14 protein-coding genes and 1 pseudogene are annotated in these 15993 nt (G+C 68.5%); 6 read left to right on the plus strand and 9 right to left on the minus strand.

All coding sequences use genetic code 11. The annotated features are described in order from the left end of the window. Window positions 1-222: 222 nt before the first annotated feature. Window positions 223-1098 (minus strand): hypothetical protein, encoded by an 876-nt coding sequence (locus AB0J58_RS41360; RefSeq protein ID WP_364226524.1) that lies wholly within the window; start codon window positions 1096-1098, stop codon window positions 223-225. Between the two features lie 627 nt (window positions 1099-1725). Here AB0J58_RS41360 and AB0J58_RS41365 point away from each other — a divergent pair. Together AB0J58_RS41365 and AB0J58_RS41370 are read left to right on the plus strand one after the other, a co-directional pair. Next, window positions 1726-2136 (plus strand): VOC family protein, encoded by a 411-nt coding sequence (locus AB0J58_RS41365; RefSeq protein WP_364226527.1) that lies wholly within the window; start codon window positions 1726-1728, stop codon window positions 2134-2136. Between the two features lie 109 nt (window positions 2137-2245). Then, complete coding sequence (locus AB0J58_RS41370) at window positions 2246-2719, plus strand: helix-turn-helix transcriptional regulator (RefSeq protein WP_364226529.1); 474 nt, start codon at window positions 2246-2248, stop codon at window positions 2717-2719. 125 nt (window positions 2720-2844) lie between these two features. Here AB0J58_RS41370 and AB0J58_RS41375 read toward each other — a convergent pair whose 3' ends face one another. The 4 genes from AB0J58_RS41375 to AB0J58_RS41390 are packed head-to-tail and all read right to left on the minus strand — an operon-like array spanning window position 2845 to window position 6767. Continuing rightward, window positions 2845-4374, minus strand: a complete 1530-nt coding sequence (locus AB0J58_RS41375; RefSeq protein ID WP_364226532.1) for a histidine kinase — start codon at window positions 4372-4374, stop codon at window positions 2845-2847. Between the two features lie 4 nt (window positions 4375-4378). Continuing rightward, on the minus strand, window positions 4379-5068 hold the full coding sequence (locus tag AB0J58_RS41380) for a response regulator transcription factor (protein ID WP_364226535.1): 690 nt from the start codon (window positions 5066-5068) through the stop codon (window positions 4379-4381). A gap of 48 nt (window positions 5069-5116) precedes the next feature. After that, window positions 5117-6589: a serine hydrolase domain-containing protein gene (locus AB0J58_RS41385; RefSeq protein ID WP_364226537.1), complete on the minus strand. Its 1473-nt coding sequence runs from the start codon at window positions 6587-6589 to the stop codon at window positions 5117-5119. 55 nt (window positions 6590-6644) lie between these two features. Continuing rightward, the gene (locus tag AB0J58_RS41390; RefSeq protein WP_364226540.1) at window positions 6645-6767 is read right to left on the minus strand and encodes a hypothetical protein; all 123 of its coding nucleotides are present in this window, start codon (window positions 6765-6767) and stop codon (window positions 6645-6647) included. A 134-nt stretch (window positions 6768-6901) separates the two neighbouring features. On the opposite strand from AB0J58_RS41390, the gene AB0J58_RS41395 reads away from it, so the two are divergent. Then, window positions 6902-9190 carry a polysaccharide lyase 8 family protein gene (locus AB0J58_RS41395; protein WP_364226542.1) on the plus strand — a complete coding sequence of 763 codons (2289 nt, stop codon included), beginning with the start codon at window positions 6902-6904 and terminating at the stop codon, window positions 9188-9190. Window positions 9191-9463: 273 nt separating this feature from the next. Beyond that, window positions 9464-9901: a hypothetical protein gene (locus AB0J58_RS41400; protein ID WP_364226545.1), complete on the plus strand. Its 438-nt coding sequence runs from the start codon at window positions 9464-9466 to the stop codon at window positions 9899-9901. Window positions 9902-10009: 108 nt separating this feature from the next. Here AB0J58_RS41400 and AB0J58_RS41405 read toward each other — a convergent pair whose 3' ends face one another. The 3 genes from AB0J58_RS41405 to AB0J58_RS41415 all read right to left on the minus strand — a co-directional run bounded on the left by AB0J58_RS41405 (window position 10010) and on the right by AB0J58_RS41415 (window position 13081). Continuing rightward, a complete protein-coding gene (locus AB0J58_RS41405) occupies window positions 10010-10723 on the minus strand; it encodes an FHA domain-containing protein (RefSeq protein WP_364226548.1) in 714 nt (237 codons plus the stop codon). Further along, on the minus strand, window positions 10720-11274 hold the full coding sequence (locus tag AB0J58_RS41410) for an FHA domain-containing protein (protein ID WP_364226551.1): 555 nt from the start codon (window positions 11272-11274) through the stop codon (window positions 10720-10722). Before AB0J58_RS41410 ends, AB0J58_RS41405 begins: the two co-directional genes overlap by 4 nt. 82 nt (window positions 11275-11356) lie before the next feature. Continuing rightward, the gene (locus AB0J58_RS41415; RefSeq protein WP_364226554.1) at window positions 11357-13081 is read right to left on the minus strand and encodes a protein kinase; all 1725 of its coding nucleotides are present in this window, start codon (window positions 13079-13081) and stop codon (window positions 11357-11359) included. Window positions 13082-13957: 876 nt separating this feature from the next. Between AB0J58_RS41415 and AB0J58_RS41420 the strand changes: the two genes are divergently transcribed. Further along, window positions 13958-14614 (plus strand): SAM-dependent methyltransferase, encoded by a 657-nt coding sequence (locus tag AB0J58_RS41420; RefSeq protein WP_364226556.1) that lies wholly within the window; start codon window positions 13958-13960, stop codon window positions 14612-14614. Between the two features lie 180 nt (window positions 14615-14794). Then, a pseudogene (locus tag AB0J58_RS41425) lies at window positions 14795-15116 on the plus strand (VOC family protein). Window positions 15117-15234: 118 nt separating this feature from the next. Here AB0J58_RS41425 and AB0J58_RS41430 read toward each other — a convergent pair. Next, window positions 15235-15834 (minus strand): SMI1/KNR4 family protein, encoded by a 600-nt coding sequence (locus AB0J58_RS41430; protein WP_364226559.1) that lies wholly within the window; start codon window positions 15832-15834, stop codon window positions 15235-15237. Window positions 15835-15993 lie beyond the last annotated feature (159 nt).

Below are 15993 nucleotides of genomic sequence, written 5' to 3' on the forward strand. Positions count from 1 at the left end.
CCTCAGCGGCGCCAGCCAGCTGGCCCTGCCGGTCGCCAAGAACGGCAACTTCCCCCCGGGCTGATCCCCTGACCCGGGCCCCTCCACCCGTGCCGGTGGAGGGGCCCGGCCGTCGGCGGTCCCATGCCGCTCTGTCATAGGGCTTCCCGAACCGGGAGGAGCGTTCCTGACGGGAGCACGGCCGCACGGCCCGGCTCCGGTCCCCGGCGGAGACGAGGACGCTCAACCCCGGTCGCTCAGGGCCGCCAGGTCCAGGACGTGGTAGCCGTCCGCCGTCTTCCAATGGAGGTACCTGGCGTCGGAGACGCTCACCTTGTCCGTCTCCCGGCCCGGCAGGCGCACCGCGGTACGCGTCCGCGCGTCGAGAAGCCATCCGGCCCCGCCCTCGCGCCACGCCGCGAAACGCCCGTGACGCGAGATGCCGAGGTTCCTGGCACGCGGGCTCATGCCGGCGACGGTGCCGTCGTCGTACTCCAGGCGGTCCCGGTCCCTGCCCACCCCGGCGATGTACGAGGCCGGATCGGGAACGCCGCGCCTGGCTCCGTCCGGGCCGTAGCGGACCGGCGGAGAGCCGGTGAACTCCCCGGGCTCCGACGAATCCGCCACCACGGGGGACCTCGCGAGGAAGGTGTCGCCCTCCCAGACGATGTCGTACAGTCCCCGCAGCCACAGCCGGGGAGTCCTGTCGCCGGGGCCCATGCGGTAGACGCCCACGTCTCCGGTGGCGTTGGTGACGCACCCGGAGAAGTAGAGCTCACCCCGATGGAACTGCAGGTCGATGGGGTACTGCCAGCCGGTCCCGCAGTGCCCGCCGGGAACGCCCCAGGTGTTCATCACCTGCCGGGTCAGGCCGGTGCGCATGTCGGTGACCTCGAGAATCCACCCACCCGGCTCGCTGTTTCCGAGGAGCTTCACCACGCGCGTGCCGTGCGCCGCCGCGACGGCGGTGTACGACTCCCTGTTCTTGCGGTGCAACAGCGTGCTGCGGCCGGTGACAGGGTCGAGGATGTCGACGTGGTCGAGGTACGGGAGGTACCGGGAGAACCTGCGGACGATGAGCCGCCCGTCGGGCAGGGCACCGACGACGGAACGGGACATCGTGTCCTTGGCGGGGATCCACAGGATCCTGGCCCGGGGATAGGCCCGCGCGAAAGGCGTTTCGGCCTTCCGAACGGGAGGGGGCACGGGCGGGGGTGTCTCCGACGGGGCGAGCCACGCCGGTGAAATATCTTCTTCGAAAGGGACGCCCGGAGCCTGTCCGTCGGTGGCCGACGGCGGTACGGAGGGCCCGCAGGCGCAGACTCCCATCAGCAGTACGGCCGCCATCATGCGGAAACGGCGCTTCACCCGCGTCCGTGCCGGGACGGGAGACTCCCGATCACGGTCCCGGAGGACACCGCCGTCGGCACCGTGACCCGCCCGCCGTCCAGAGGCCATCGCGCACACCGCCGATCGCGCTTCTCGAAGCACCACTGACAACTTGAACGATCGTCATCCGTCAACGGTCCTGTCTCGCTCGAGCCTGCCAGAAGCCGAGCCGGTTCGGGCCGTTTTCTGCCGTCGGGGGAGACGGGCTCACTGTGGGAGGAGCCCTCCGCCGGAAGATCGCGAAGCCGAACCGGTGATCACCAGGGAGGCGGCTCTGGAGATCCCAGGTGCACAGGTGGCCGGACCGGTCAGGATTCGAGAAGCACCGACCACCGAACCGCAGATAACGTGACAGACATGGACATCACCATTCACACGAGCTTCCTCCCGCACGACGACCCGGAGGCCTCCCTGGCCTTCTACCGCGACACCCTCGGCTTCGAGGTCCGCAACGACGTCGGACAGGGCACAATGCGCTGGATCACGGTCGGTCCCGCCGGGCAGCCCGGCACGTCCATCCTCCTGGCGCCGCCGGCCGCCGACCCCGGCGTCACCGACGACGAGCGCCGCACCATCGCCGAGATGATGGCCAAGGGCACCTACGGCTGGATCCTGCTGGCCACCCCCGACCTCGACGGCACCTTCGAGAAGCTGCAGGCCGGCGACGCCGAGGTCGTCCAGGAGCCGACCGAGCAGCCGTACGGCATCCGCGACTGCGCCTTCCGCGATCCCGCGGGCAACCTGGTCCGCATCCAGGAGGTCCGCTGAACCGTCCGGTGATCGATGCGGCCACGATGGCCGCCGGCCCCACCCTCGTCGGCGAGCACCTCGCCAGGCAGCCCAGGTGCTCGCGGACATCGACGAAAGGAGTTCTCTCATGTGTCATCCCGGATGGGGGCGCGCACTCACCGCGGCACAGGGCCTGAAAGACCTCGCGCGACTGCGCCGCGTCCGCGACCGGATCGACCGGGAGTACGCGCAGCCGCTGAACGTCGAGGCGCTCGCCCACGGCGTGCACATGTCCGCCGGGCACCTCAGCCGCCAGTTCAAGCTCGCCTACGGCGAGTCGCCGTACTCGTACCTGATGACGCGTCGCATCGAGCGCGCGATGGCGCTGCTGCGTCGTGGCGACCTCAGCGTCACCGAGGTCTGCTTCACGGTCGGCTGCTCGTCGCTGGGCACCTTCAGCACCCGCTTCACCGAACTGGTCGGCATGCCGCCCAGCGTCTACCAGCGCCGCGTGGCGGGTGCCGCGGCGGGGATGCCGTCGTGCCTGGCGAAACAGGTGACCAGACCGGTCAGGAACCGAGAAGCGTCGGCCGGCGAGCCGCGACCGGCGTCGCGGCCATGACCTCCGTCGAATCCCGCACCCTCGAAACGGCACCGCCGAGCTCGCCCCGGAGACGGGCGACGCGGTCGCGGCCAGGACCGGTTTCGACCCGCGCGAGCTCGACGAGCCCTACCGGTACTTCCTGATCACCGCGAACCTCCGACGACCGCCTTGGAGACGAGACGGTCGTGGGCGAAGCACAACCGGTAGGCGTCGGCCGAGGCCGTTCTCGTGTTGTAGTACACGCAGTCCTCGTCCCCGGGCGTGGGCGGGGCGTCGTCCGGCGGGCCGTCCCTGGTGAACGCGGGCAGCCGAGACCGCACATCGCCCACCTCCAGCTGCTCGTACCGGTCCCGGTCCAGGACCGAGAAGGAGGAGCTGACGAAGCTGATGGGGATCATGAGCAGCAGGATCCCGGCCAGCACCGCCAGAGGTACCACGACGGTCTGCACCAGCCGGCGCCGCACCTGCCGCCGGGCACGAGCCAGTTCCCCGGCGGAGACGGTGGGCCGGGCGGCGGTGGCGGCGCGTGGGGCCGTGCCGCCGGTGACCGGCAGTTCGGCGACGACCTCGAAGCCGCCCTCGGGGGTCGAACCGGTGCGCAGCGTGCCGCCCGCGAGACGTACCCGCTCGTCAAGCCCCACCAGCCCGGAGCCGCCCGAGGCCACGCCCGGCAGCGGGGCCACCGTGGCCGGGTCATTGACCACGCTGAGGCCGAGGATCGCCCCGTCCCGTACGAGCCGGACCTGTACGGCCGTGCCCGGTGCGTGTTTGGCGGCGTTCGTCAGGGCTTCCTGGAGCACGCGGTGGACGGCGAGGCCGACCATGGGCGGCAGGTCGTCTGTATCGTCCAGGTGTTCCAGCGTGACCGTGACCCCGGAGCTCCGCACGCGTTCGACCAGGGCCTCGGCGTTCTCCGCGGCCGGGACCCTGGGCGGCTGCTCGTCGTCCGCGCGCAACACACCGATGATCTCCCGGAGTCGTTCGGTCGCGGCCCCGGCTGCCTCCCGCAGTTCGCCGATGGCCGCCTGCTGCCGGGCGTCCAGCCCGGGGTCGAGCTCCAGGGCACCGGCCCGTACCGCGATCAGCGTCAGGTCGTGGCCGAGGGAGTCGTGCATGTCGCCCGCGATGCGGGCCCGCTCCCGGATACGGGCGCGGTCGGCGACGGCCCGCTGCTCGCGCTCCAGCCGATCGGCGAGCCGCCAGCCCGTACCGACCAGTTCGGCGTACTGGCGGCGGTAGCGGCCCAGCAACCACGGCAACACCACGGTGAGCAGCAGCGTCAGCAGTTGCATGGGCCAGCCCCACAGGTCCCGCAGGACGAGCGCGCACAGTGGCAGCCCGGCGGTGGCGACGGCCCCGAAGAACCACAGCGCCGGACGGGCGGTCGCCATCCGCTGCCCGGCCAGGTAGCCGAAGAGCACCAGCGCCGTCCAGTACAGGGGTGTCGACATCCGCACGTCCAGGGCCAGGCTCAGCGCCACCGGCACGGCCAGCGCCGCCAGCGGCCATCTCCGGCTCAGCGCCACCGCGGCCCCCAGCAGCGGGACGCCCACGGCAGCCGTCAGCACGTCCCGCCCATGCGGGGAAACGGCCGCCGTGACCGGCGGCACGCACACCACCAGCCACAGTCCAAGGTCGAAGAGACGGGAAAGCCGACCGGGCACGCCGCGCATGGGCTCAGGATCGCCGATGTTCTGACGAGAGCGGGGATTCCTCCTCGGGTACGAGACCTGCCTCGTACGCGAGGATCGCCGCCTGTACTCGGTTCCTGAGGTCGAGACGGGCGAGGATCTGGCTGACGTACCCCTTGACCGTGCCTTCGACGACATGCAGGCGCCGGGCGATCTCGGCGTTGGACAGGCCGGCCCCGACCAGGGCGAGGACCTCGCGCTCGCGGGCGGTCAGCTCCTGTACGTGGGCGTGGGCGACGGCCTGCCTGCCGAACCGCCGCGTGCCGAGGCGGGTGATGACCCGCCGCGCGACGGTGGGGGAGAGGTACGCGCCGCCTTCGGCGACGGCCTGGACGCCGGCGATCAGCTCGCGCGGGTCGCCCGACTTGAGGAGAAAACCGGCCGCGCCGGAGCCGAGCGCGCTCGCGATGTACTCGTCCTCGGAGAAGGTCGTGAGCATCACGACGGCGACCTCGGGGAGGACCCGGCGCAGCTCGGCCGCCGCTTGGAGCCCGTCGAGCCGCGGCATCCGGATGTCGAGCAGGCAGATGTCCGGGCGGTGTCCCAGGGCGAGGTCGACGGCCTGGTGTCCGTCGGCCGCCTCGGCGACGACCTCGATGCCGTCGGCCGTGGCGAGGATCGCTCGGATGCCGGCCCGGATCATCGCCTCGTCGTCCGCCAGCAGCACTCGGATCATCGGCCCCCACCTTCGTCCTTCCGCGTACCGCCAGGCCACGCAGGCACGCTACCCCACGGGGAGAGGGGCAAAGGTGCCCGCGCGGCGGGCGAGGACGGTGTGGACGAGACGGGAGGCGACGACGGCGGCGGCGGCCAGCGCGCCGGTGCCGGCCCAGATGTACAGTGCGAGCCAGACGTAGGTGATCTGATCCAGCGTGCCCACCCGATTCATCACGAAGCCGATCAGATCGGCGAGGCCGGCGAAGAGCGCGATCGGCAGCGCGTAGGGGACCAGCCGTACGACCAGGCGCCACCCGGGGTGGCCCGCACGGCGGCGGGCCCAACCGCGGGCGCGGTAGACCCCCACGAAGCCGAGCACGAGGTTGAGCAGCGCCAGGCCGCCCAGCCAGGGGTCCGCGGTCATGGTGAAGGGTACGGTGCCCGCGTCGGGGCGGCCCTCGATGATGTCGACCAGGCCGTCGGTGATGATGACCGCGTCGTCACCGGAGATCATCCCGGTGTTGGTGACGACGGCGATGCCGTATCCGCTCGCGGGCAGCAGGGTCTGCGCGGAGTTGTGGGTGAGCAGCCAGCCGGTGTGCTGGAGCTTGGGCGCTCCTCCGGCGGTCATCCCGGTGTCCCATCCCATGCCGTAGCCGCTGCCGCCCACCCCGGACGCGGTCTGGGCGATCTCGACGGTCTCCCTGGGGAAGACCTGGCCGGCGCCGTTCTGCGTGATCAGCCACTTGGCCATGTCGTCGGCGGTGCTGACGACGCCGTGGGCGCCGTTGACGAACCACTTCGGATGGGAACGCCTGACGATCCGGCCGTAGGCGCGGACGTAACCCTCGCCCGCGCCGGGGAGGTCCACGGTGGTGTTCACCGTCCTGGTGGACGTCATGCCGAGTGGGGCGAAGACGGTGGTGGCCATCTGGTCGCCGAACGGCACCCCGGCCACCACCTCGACGAGCCGCGCCGCGAGAGCGTAGTTGGGGTTGTGGTAGATCTTCCTGGTGCCCGGGTCGGCGGCGAGCGGGGCGGTCCGCAGCATCGCGACGGCGTCCTTGAGAGTGTCCGCCGCGGGGAGCGTCAGCTCGGGGAAGGTCCGGTCGCTCATCCCCGAGGTCTGCTGGAGCAGCTCCCGCACGGTGATCTTCTCGGCGCGGGGATCGGCCATGGTGAACTCGGGCAGATGCTTCCGGACGGGGTCGTCCAGGCTGAGCCTGCCCTGGTCGGCGAGGTGCAGCACCGCCAAGGCCGTGAACGACTTGGAGACCGAGGCGAGCGGCATCGGCGTGTCCTTCGTGATCGCCTCGCCACCGGCCGTGCGGCCGTAACCCGCGGCGTACACGACCTGGTCGCCCTTGGTGACCGCGATCAGGGCACCGGGCAGCCGGGTCCGCTCGATGTAGTCGCGCATGTGGCGGTCGATCGCGGTCGCACTCAGCCCGTCGGTCTCGGCCGCTTCCGCCGTCGTCACCCCCATCGTGAGCAGCACACCGACGATCGCCGCGACTTTCCGTACCGTCTTCGTTCGCATGGGAGGAACGCTAGGAGTCGGCGGGAGGGCCGCACAGCGCACGATCGGCCGGACCTCACCTGACTTTCGTCAGGTCCACCTGGAATGCGTCGAGGACAAGCAGGTCGTCGAGGACGTCCGGGTCTCCGATGCGGATGCCGGCGGCGTGGGCGCGCGAAGTGCCGTGTTGTCGGCTCACCGCCTGAGCCGGATACCGCGCGTTCCCGGCGACGTTCGTACGCCCACTCACCGTCACAGGAGTCGAATAATCCATCCATATGTCGACCTATGATCTTTTCATCTGGTACTTGCCCTATTGGCGGAAGGGCCGTCATGACCCACCCCCTCAGTCGGCGGTCCGCCCTGCTGGGCGCCGCGACAGTGGCCGGTCTCGCCCTGTGGGACAGGCCGGCCGAGGCGGCCGGCACCGCCGCGTTCGACGCCGCGCGTGAGCGGTGGGTGAGCCTGCTGGCCGGCGGGTCGTACAACTCCGCTCATACCGACAGGACGCAGGCGCTCGAAGGCTCGGCCAACGCGGTGCTGCGCAAGCTGAAGCCCGCTCCCGACCGCCCGAGCCTGTGGCCCGACCTGCCGCTGTCGGACCCCAGGACGGGCAACTTCAACCGCGCCTACAACCGCATGCGCACACTGGCGCTGGCCTGGGCCACGCCGGGCACCGCCATGCACCGGGACGGCCAGGTCGCCGAGACCGCTGTCAGGGCGCTGGACTTCCTGTACGAGCACGCGTACCACGAGGGGCTCGACCGGCGGGGCAGCAACTGGTTCTGGTGGGAGATCGGCGTCCCCCGCGCGCTGACCGACACCTGCGCCCTGCTGTACGACGGCCTGCCCAAGAACCGCCTTGAACGCTGGTTGCGCCCCCTGCGCCGCTGGTGCCCCGACCCGGAGCGCCGCGTCAGCCACCCCGGTGTCGTCGAGACCGGCGCCAACCGCGCGGGCAAGGCCATGGCGGTGGCGATGCGCGGACTGCTCACCCACGACGCGCGCCTCGTCAAGCGGGCCGGAAACGCGGTCTCCGACCTGCTGCGGCCGACAAGGGGCCCAGGCGACGGCTTCTACCGTGACGGATCGTTCATCCAGCACGACGTGTACCCCTACACCGGCAGCTACGGCGTGGACTACCTGGAGAGCGTGGCCAAGCTGATCGCCATGCTCTCCAGGTCACCGTGGGAGATCACCGGAATCGGCAACGTCTACGACATCGTGGATCGCTCGTTCGTGCCGTTCGTCTTCGACGGGCTGATGATGGACTGCGTACGCGGCCGGCAGATCTCGGTGCAGGGCCACCGTGACCACCACTCGGGACAGAAGACGGTCGAGGCCGTCCTCACCCTGCTGGAGACGGCCCCCGAGCGCCATGCCCGGCGTTGGCGACCGCTGGTCAAAGGCTGGCTCACCCGCAACCAGGCCATCCCCTACGGCACGCTCGCACCGCCGGCGAGCATCGCGAGGGCCACGGCCCTGCTGGAGGACCCGTCGGTGCCGGTCGGCCCGCGCACGACGGGCACGTACGTCTTCGCCGACATGGACCGGGTCGTGCACCGCCGTCCCACCTGGGGGTACGCGATCGCGATGAGCTCGGAGCGCATCGGCGCGGCCGAGGCCATGAACCGGGAGAATCTGCACGGCTGGTACACCGGCGACGGCATGACCTACCTCTACACCGGCGACCTCACCCACTGGAACGACGACCTGTGGCCCACGATCGACCCGTACCGGCTGCCGGGCACGACGGTCGACACCCGTAGACGCGCCGATCTCCCGCACGACCACCGTCGCCTGCCGCCCACCCCGTGGGCGGGCGGCGTGGCACTCGACGGTGAGTACGGCGTGGCCGCCATGAAGCTGATCGCCGGCGGCTCCTCGCTGCGGGCCAAGAAGGCGTGGTTCCTGCTCGACGACGCGGTGATCGCCCTCGGCGCCGGCATCACCGCCTCCGACGGCCGCCGTATCGAGACCATCGTGGAGAACCGCAACACCCACGACCGGCACCCACCGCTGACCCGGGGCGACGGCTGGATCCACCTGCCCGGCGTGGCCGGCTACGTGCTGCTCGACGGCGCCGACGCGAAGGTGATCCGCAAGAGGCGCACCGGCCGCTGGCGGGACATCGACAAGGGCGCCACCACCGGAGGCGACACATCCCCTGTCACCAGGCACTACACGACGATCCTCATCGACCACGGCGTCGACCCCCGCAAGGCACGCTACGCCTACGCCGTGTTGCCCGACGCCTCCATCACGCAGATGGAAGCCTATGAGGGGCGGGTCGAGATCCTCGCCAACTCCGGAGCGGTGCAGGCCATCGCGCGCGACGGCGTGACCGCCGCCGTCTTCTGGCGCGCGGGGACCGTCGAGACCCCGGATGGACCGCTCGCCGCCGATGGCCCCTGCACACTGCTGGTCCGCCGCGCCGGCAAGCGGGTACGGCTCGCGGTCTCCGACCCGTCCAGGACCGTCGACGAGGTGAAGGTGACGCTGCCCTGGCCGGTGAAATCGGTCAGGGAGAGCGACCGCAGCGTGCGCAAGGCCAGGACCGCGCTCAAGGTGGAGGTGGGCGGCAGCCGCGGGCACGCCCACACCGCGGAGGTGCGCGTCTGACTCCGAGGCGCTCGAAGCCGACGGGGTACGAGATCGACGAGCGAGCCACGTACAGGATCACGACAAAGGGCACTCGATGAGCTCGGCGGAGTACTCACATGCCGTTCGAACTGGCGTGGTCTCAACCGGGGCCACATGCCGGGCCGGGACGGATGGGCGTCCCGGACGGCATGGGGGCGTGATGAAGAGCCTCGGCCACCTGGTCGGCCTGAGGGGGCCGTTTTGGAGGACGCGCCGGTAGGTCGCCGCGGAGTCGTCGTACACCGCGATCACATGGCGCCGGCCGCCCACTCCCGCTTCTTCTGTGGCCTGCGCCTGCACCTGCTGTGCACCCTGGGCGGGCTGCCCGTCGCCTTCGCCCTGGCCGTCGCCTTCGCCCTGGCCGTCGCCTTCGCCCTGGCCGGCGCTAAGGCCGACGAACGCCTCACCCCGCCGGGCATGCTCGCCACCGACCCTGACCTGCTGAAACACCGCCGCGGCCAGGACCTGATCGCGGACATGCAGTACTACGGCCGCGACTTCGAACACGCCCTGGCCGCCGAAGGTGCGCACCTACTGCGCAAGGCACGCAAAGGCGAGCCCCACGCTCCGGCGCGCATCTGTTCAGGCCGCTACGTCAAACCATCGAGTCGATCAACCAGACCCTCAAGGGCCGGCTCGACCTCGAACGCCACGGCGGACGCATGTTCGCCGGCGTCACCATCCGCGTGATCACCCGCATCCTGGCCTTGACCACCGTGATCTGGCACAACGACCAACCCGCCGCCCGATCACTCACCGCCTACGACCACTGATCCCACACATTTTTGAATCAATCATCTAGTCGGGGTCAGGCTGCGGCATGCTCGGCAGTAGAGCAAGATCGGATGCGCTGATCAGCCGCATGGCCAGGCTCCATTCACATAGGGAGCGGCGCGCGTCCACGGGGTCGAGCCCGCTCACCCCCGCCTCGGTCAGTTGGGCACGGATCTGCTCGATGCGTTTCATCAGCTGGCGGCGTCTGATCCCTAGCAGCGCTGCGGCGCCCTCGTAGCTGAGGGGGCGTGGGTCATAGTCCGGGTGAGGACGAAGATAACCACTGGCCAGAGCCGCGAGCGCGGCCCGCCGGTTATCGGTCAGGGTCGGCACCTGCGAGATGGTCGAGCGAGGATCGGCCGGCGCGCCAGGGGTGATGTCCGAGCGCCGGTGGAGGCCGGGTTCCACGGTCAGTTCGTGGGTCCACAGCTCTCCTGCCACCAGTATGGTGATCGGCCGGTGGCCGACGGCGTGCCTGCTCAGAGGCCAGCCCTCGGCGTTGACCGGGAGCGGGACGGCGAGCCTGGTGTCATCGACGATGTGCAGGGTGCGTTTGGTGCTGTGGTTGACCACCCACCAGGTGCCCGACTCGCATTCGATGGTTCCCGCGATCCGGCTGATGCCGCGGTCGGCGGGGTCCAGGCAGACGTCGCAGGTGCGGTCGCGGCCAAAACTGAGGCTCCGGTCCTCGGACAGGGGGATCAGCCGGCCGACCGCTCTCACTCGGACTCTGGTCATGTCTCCAACGCTCTTTCAGCCTCGCTGATGAGCCTCAGCGCAGAAGCAAGCCGGTGAGGTTGTACTGGGCCGTCAGCGTGCGCGACAGCGTTGCGCACCCGCCGCACCTCATCCAGGCGCCTCCTGGCCATGCCTGTCCTGTTGGCCAGCCAGTCCAGATAGTTGTCGCGTGGCGCGCGGGCACGTAACCGCTCCCAGCGGGCCAGCAGCCACAGACGACTGTCGGCGTCGGCCACGGAATCCCGGGGCGCCACGGCGACCAAAAGCGTACGCCCGAGCCGCACGGTGTCCCCTTCGCGCAGGACGCGAACGACGACGCGCTGACCGTTCACCCAGGTGCCGTTGGTGCTCCCGAGATCCTCGATCTGCATGCCCATAGGTGTACAGGTCACGCGGGCGTGTCGGGCGGAGACCAGCGGGTCCTTCAGACAGCCCGAGCCGGATGGGGTGCGGCCCAGTACGAGCCCGCCGCCAACCGGCAGCAGTCGACCGTCACCAAGGCGCAGCCCGTAGGCGGTGGTCGTAGACTCCTCGGCGATCGTGCCGGACATGAGGGACCTCCGTGGAAGGCGATCGTCTGTACGGTCTTATCCCAGCAGCGCCTGCCATCGCCCGCCAGGGAAGCGGTTCCCATCACTGCTCTTTGTACACTCGCGCGTCGCCCCACAACTGGGAGGCCTCGTCCTCGCTGTCGTTGCAGTCCGACCTGAGGATCAGCCGTTGCGCCCCCTTGAGTGACACCCTGATCTCGACGCTCTTGCCGTAGGCCAAGACCTCCGCCCTCTTGACGACGTCGTCCACGAGAACTTGAAACTTGCCGCTGACGTCCTTACCGGCCGCGCCGATGCCGATCGTTGCGCGGAACTCGGTGTAGGCCTGCCCAAGATCGTATTCGGCCTCATTGCGCCAGCCCGTGCTGTAGTAGGAGGTGCAGTCGTAGAAGACGGCGCTCTGGGTGAAGGCATGCCTTCCGATGTAGGCGGTCGTGTACTGCGGCTTTGTATCGGTTATGGGGGTGAGGGCGCTGAGGTAGTTGACAACCGGGCGTTTGGCCACCGTGAGCCGGACTGCAGGGGGCAGTTTGCTCCCTGCTTTGGGTAACTGGCTGGTGATGCTTCCCTCGACAGCCTTCTCGTCCCACTCGTAGACCACGTTCACCTTGATGTTGAGTTGGCGCAGATAATCCGCGGTGCCATCGGCGGGGAAGCCGGTCACATCCGGCATCTCGGTCGGGTTGGAGATCAGCACGGGAGACGGGGCGGAAGACGGAGTAGGCGTGCTCCTGGGCGTACGCGAAGGGTCTGCGGCCTGCTGCGACTGTCCGCCCGTCGGCTGCCCGGGCAGCAGCCACAGCGCCCCGGCGACGATCAGTGAAACGGCGGCCAGACAGCCGGCGCCAGCGGCCCATAGATGGCCGCGACGTGCCCTGGGGCTGCGGACCGGCGGGCGGGGTGGCGGCAGGCCGACGTCGGGCGCACCTGCGGTTGTCGTGCTGTGCAGGCGAAAGGCGCGGACCCACTCGTCCGGCGAGGGACGGTCGTCCGGTCGGGGATCGAACATCCGCATGAGATGGTCCAGGTGGGCCGGATTCGCCTGAACGATCGGCAGCCGGGACAGACGCTGCCTGATGTCGGCGAGGTCTTCCGACGGATGCTCGCCGGTGAGCATGAAGAAGGTCAGCGCGCCGAAGCTGTAGCGGTCGGCGGCCGGTGCGTACAGCCCCTCGCGTAGTACCTCCGGAGCGCAGTAGCCGCGCGTGCCCTCGGCCACTCGGCTGGTCTGGCGGGCGATGCGCACCATTCCGAAGTCGACGAGTACGGCCTGCCCGCTGGTGTTGACGATGATGTTCGAGGGGGTCAGATCGGCATGGATGACCTCGCGGCGTGACGGTGTGGCGTCGCCCCGGTGCAGCGATGCCAGGATGTCTGCCACCTGCATGAGATGGCGCAGGCCCTGGAAGTAGGCCTCCGGCTGATGGTGCACTGTCCGCCACTCGGCAAGTGTCGTCCCCTCGATCCAGTTCATCACGAGGTAGAGCTGTTCGGGCGCCTGCGCGTTGGCCATGCCGGCGCGGTGCATGGGCGCACCCTGGAAGTGCTGGTGAATACCGACTACTCCCGGATGCTGGATCAGCCGCAGCAGTTCCACCTGATCGGCCCATCTACTGCGCCAGACCTCGATATGGCGCTGCTTGTCATGGTTGAGGATCTTGACCGCGACCGGCTCCCACTCACCGGACACAGACATCTCCGCCCGCCACAATGCCGCTTCGCCGCCGCTCCCAACCTGCGACAACAACCGATACTTGTCAGGCTCTGAAGGGGGACCCACATAGAAAGCGTTGTCCGCGCGAGTCATTGACGTTCCTCTTGATGGACAGCCCAGGAGAACGGGACATCATGCCCGGTACGTACGGGTAGCTTCCAGTGGTTCGGAAAAATAGCACTAATGAGACGGGGGCGGACCAAGTGACTGATGGTTGATGGTCATCCGTGGCCTAACCGGCGCATAACGACGGCCCGGCGGGCATCGCGACGGCCGGCACGATCGTCATCAGCATGGAGTTTCAGCTCCTTGCCCGGCGCGCCCTGACCGCCGACGCGATCCTCACGCCGACCGGATACTCTTCGCCGCACGCCGCCGTGTCGTGCAGTCCGGACGGGACCCCGCGACAGCTGTGGCTGCGTAGGGCGGCACTGGTCAGGCGGCGTCGAGGGCCTCGATGATCTTAGATCGCCTTCGCTGTCGCTCACCACCGGTGTGCACGGCAGACCAGGCGCAAGATGGTCACTGCCGGAATGGCCACCGGGCACGAATCATTAGGGAGGTCGGGCTTGTGCGGCGGGGTGCCGCTTAGGACGTACGCACGTATTTGGCACGGTCAACGGTCGTATTTGCATGGTTGCCCGGGCCGCCGTGGCCGGTTGCCGACGGGCTGATCACCCTGATGGATCCTGACCTGGGGAAATGCTTGCATGATCATCCCGTGAATGTCCCCTGATCATGGTCTTTTGACTGCATTCAGGGACCGATAACGTCTATTTAGGCGAGTGCCCCCGGCATGATTCGAACATGCGACACCCGCTTTAGTGTCAATGGCCAAGTGCGTATGGGGCTGGCGCAAAGTCCGTGAAGCGGTGACAGTCAGGTACGCGGCGCTCAGCAGTGCTGTACGGCAATCTCCTCCTCGATATTTGCTGGAGGCGGCAGACCTGCGTCCGTAGGGTGCAGTACATGGACTGGCAGACCTGGCACGACGAGTACGACCTTCCCGATTCGCTCTTGGCAAGGCGACTGCGGGTCGTCCAGGAGCGGATTCGACTGGCTCTGGACGCCTGCCCAGCTGGTCCGCTGAAGCTGATCAGCCTGTGCTCGGGGCAAGGCCGTGACGTGCTCGATGTGCTGGTCGATCATCCGCGTCGTGATGATGTCCGAACGCGTCTGGTCGAACTGGATCCGCGCAACACCGCGATCGCCCAGTCCGCGGTTACATCTGCCGGGCTGGAGCAGGTCGAGGTGGTGACGGCTGATGCCGCGCTCACCGACCACTACCGGGGCATGGTGCCGGCCGACATCGTGCTGGCCTGTGGGATATTCGGCAACATCACCGAAGCGGACATCGAACGCACCGTCGACTTCTGCTCCCAGTTGTGCACCACCGGCGCCACCGTCATCTGGACCCGACACCGTGCCGCGCCGGACCGAGTTCCGCTGATCTGTACCTGGTTCGAAGAACGCGGATTCGATCGGCAATGGCTGTCGGACCCGGAAGCGGGTTTCGGTGTGGGCGTGCACCGCTTCACCGGCCGACCACAGTCTCTGGCCCTGGGAGAGCGCATGTTCACCTTCATCGGCTACGACGTGCTCAAAGGCGCCAGTGTTCAGGCCTGAACCTCATTATGCATTCCCCGGCAACACTTTTATGATCGCAGTTCCAGTGGCGCGGATTTCGGCGTTTGCTGACAGAGTGAGAGGAGGCCGGAGATGGGTCTGTCGTTGTAGGCGTCATCGGGACTTTGTTGGGAGTCTTGATCGGCGGCGTCATCCAATCGCCTGCTGTAGGAGTCGCCGATGTCGGCACGTCGAATCGTCCCTGACATTCAGTCCGAAGCCCTGGAGGAGAGCACGGAGTTCCATGAATCACGGCTAAATCATGACCCTCGCCTCTCCGTCCATTCCCACGGCACAGGTCAGCATCATGACCGGTGACAAGACGGCACCCGTCACCCCGGACATGAGCATCGAGGTGGATGATGTGGACGCCGCCTATGTGGCCATGTGTGACAGCGGTGCCGAGATCGTGCATCCGTTGCAGGACGAGGAGTGGGGCGTCCGCCGGTTCTTCGTCCGCGATCCGAACGGCCACGTGGTCAATGTCCTGGGGCACCGCTGATCGCAGAGATTCGGTGACGGCGATAGCAGCCGATGCACGGCACGGCTCCGTCGCCAGGTGAGGGCCGTTCCGCAGTCGTCCCGACCTTTTCGGGTGGCAGAGGTGGATGGTGTAGCTCCTATGAGACCTCTGTGTACTCCCGCAACTGACTGTTCATGAGATCCCAGAAGGAGCGGAAGCGTGCGGCTCCGGCCAGCCAGGGGGCGAGGTACCAGGCCTCCCACTCACCGTCTGGGGTCCTGATGTGAGGGTTAAGGAGGTACGTGCCGTCATCGTGTTCGCCGATCTGGAGGCTGTCCGGTACGTACTCTCCCCGTAAATGGATCGTGTCCTGCTCTTCCCCGTAGATGAAGTAGTCCTCATCGGGTACGTGTAGATCCTCGTCCGGGGACGACCAGATGCCGGCCAGCTCCGGATCAAGATCGCGAACCCGGCCGATCGCGCCGATCGGCAGCAATCGGCCGCCGGCGATACCGTCCTCGTCCCAGCCGTTGGTGACCTGGAGGAACTCCCGGTAGCTCGACGGCAGGCGGACAGCGAGACGCTGCTCGTGCTGCACGATCTCGAATTCAGTGGCTCCAGGTGAGCCCAGCCAGTTTCGGGAGTCGAGGTGTTCGGGGTCATCCCCGTACGTGCGCTCAATGGCTATCGGGCCCACGTGCCGCAGAAGGCCGAGCCAGGGATGGCGCATGTCGCCGGGGAGATGGACGGTGCTCATGGGCCATACCGTACGACAATATGATCAAGAGGATTCAGTCGATGTGAGGCAGGCCGGCCCCGGCTGGTTACTGAGGTTGAACTCGTGACGTCGTGAGTGGCTATGCCGGTGTGAGGGCCAGGCCGGTTCCCGCGAGGCAGCCATCAATGAGGTCGCTGC

The organism is Streptosporangium sp. NPDC049644 (assembly GCF_040675205.1).
Taxonomy (GTDB): domain Bacteria; phylum Actinomycetota; class Actinomycetes; order Streptosporangiales; family Streptosporangiaceae; genus Streptosporangium; species Streptosporangium fukuiense.

Excerpts from the sequence above, each read along its gene's own strand:
- AB0J58_RS41415 (WP_364226554.1), bottom strand. The coding sequence starts at position 13,081 with ATGACTCGCGCGGACAACGCTTTCTATGTGGGTCCCCCTTCAGAGCCT.
- AB0J58_RS41360 (WP_364226524.1), bottom strand. The coding sequence starts at position 1,098 with ATGTCCCGTTCCGTCGTCGGTGCCCTGCCCGACGGGCGGCTCATCGTC.
- AB0J58_RS41420 (WP_364226556.1), top strand. The coding sequence starts at position 13,958 with ATGGACTGGCAGACCTGGCACGACGAGTACGACCTTCCCGATTCGCTC.
- AB0J58_RS41410 (WP_364226551.1), bottom strand. The coding sequence starts at position 11,274 with ATGTCCGGCACGATCGCCGAGGAGTCTACGACCACCGCCTACGGGCTG.
- AB0J58_RS41385 (WP_364226537.1), bottom strand. The coding sequence starts at position 6,589 with ATGCGAACGAAGACGGTACGGAAAGTCGCGGCGATCGTCGGTGTGCTG.
- AB0J58_RS41380 (WP_364226535.1), bottom strand. The coding sequence starts at position 5,068 with ATGATCCGAGTGCTGCTGGCGGACGACGAGGCGATGATCCGGGCCGGC.
- AB0J58_RS41405 (WP_364226548.1), bottom strand. The coding sequence starts at position 10,723 with ATGACCAGAGTCCGAGTGAGAGCGGTCGGCCGGCTGATCCCCCTGTCC.
- AB0J58_RS41375 (WP_364226532.1), bottom strand. The coding sequence starts at position 4,374 with ATGCGCGGCGTGCCCGGTCGGCTTTCCCGTCTCTTCGACCTTGGACTG.
- AB0J58_RS41370 (WP_364226529.1), top strand. The coding sequence starts at position 2,246 with ATGTGTCATCCCGGATGGGGGCGCGCACTCACCGCGGCACAGGGCCTG.
- AB0J58_RS41400 (WP_364226545.1), top strand. The coding sequence starts at position 9,464 with ATGGCGCCGGCCGCCCACTCCCGCTTCTTCTGTGGCCTGCGCCTGCAC.
- AB0J58_RS41395 (WP_364226542.1), top strand. The coding sequence starts at position 6,902 with ATGACCCACCCCCTCAGTCGGCGGTCCGCCCTGCTGGGCGCCGCGACA.
- AB0J58_RS41430 (WP_364226559.1), bottom strand. The coding sequence starts at position 15,834 with ATGAGCACCGTCCATCTCCCCGGCGACATGCGCCATCCCTGGCTCGGC.
- AB0J58_RS41365 (WP_364226527.1), top strand. The coding sequence starts at position 1,726 with ATGGACATCACCATTCACACGAGCTTCCTCCCGCACGACGACCCGGAG.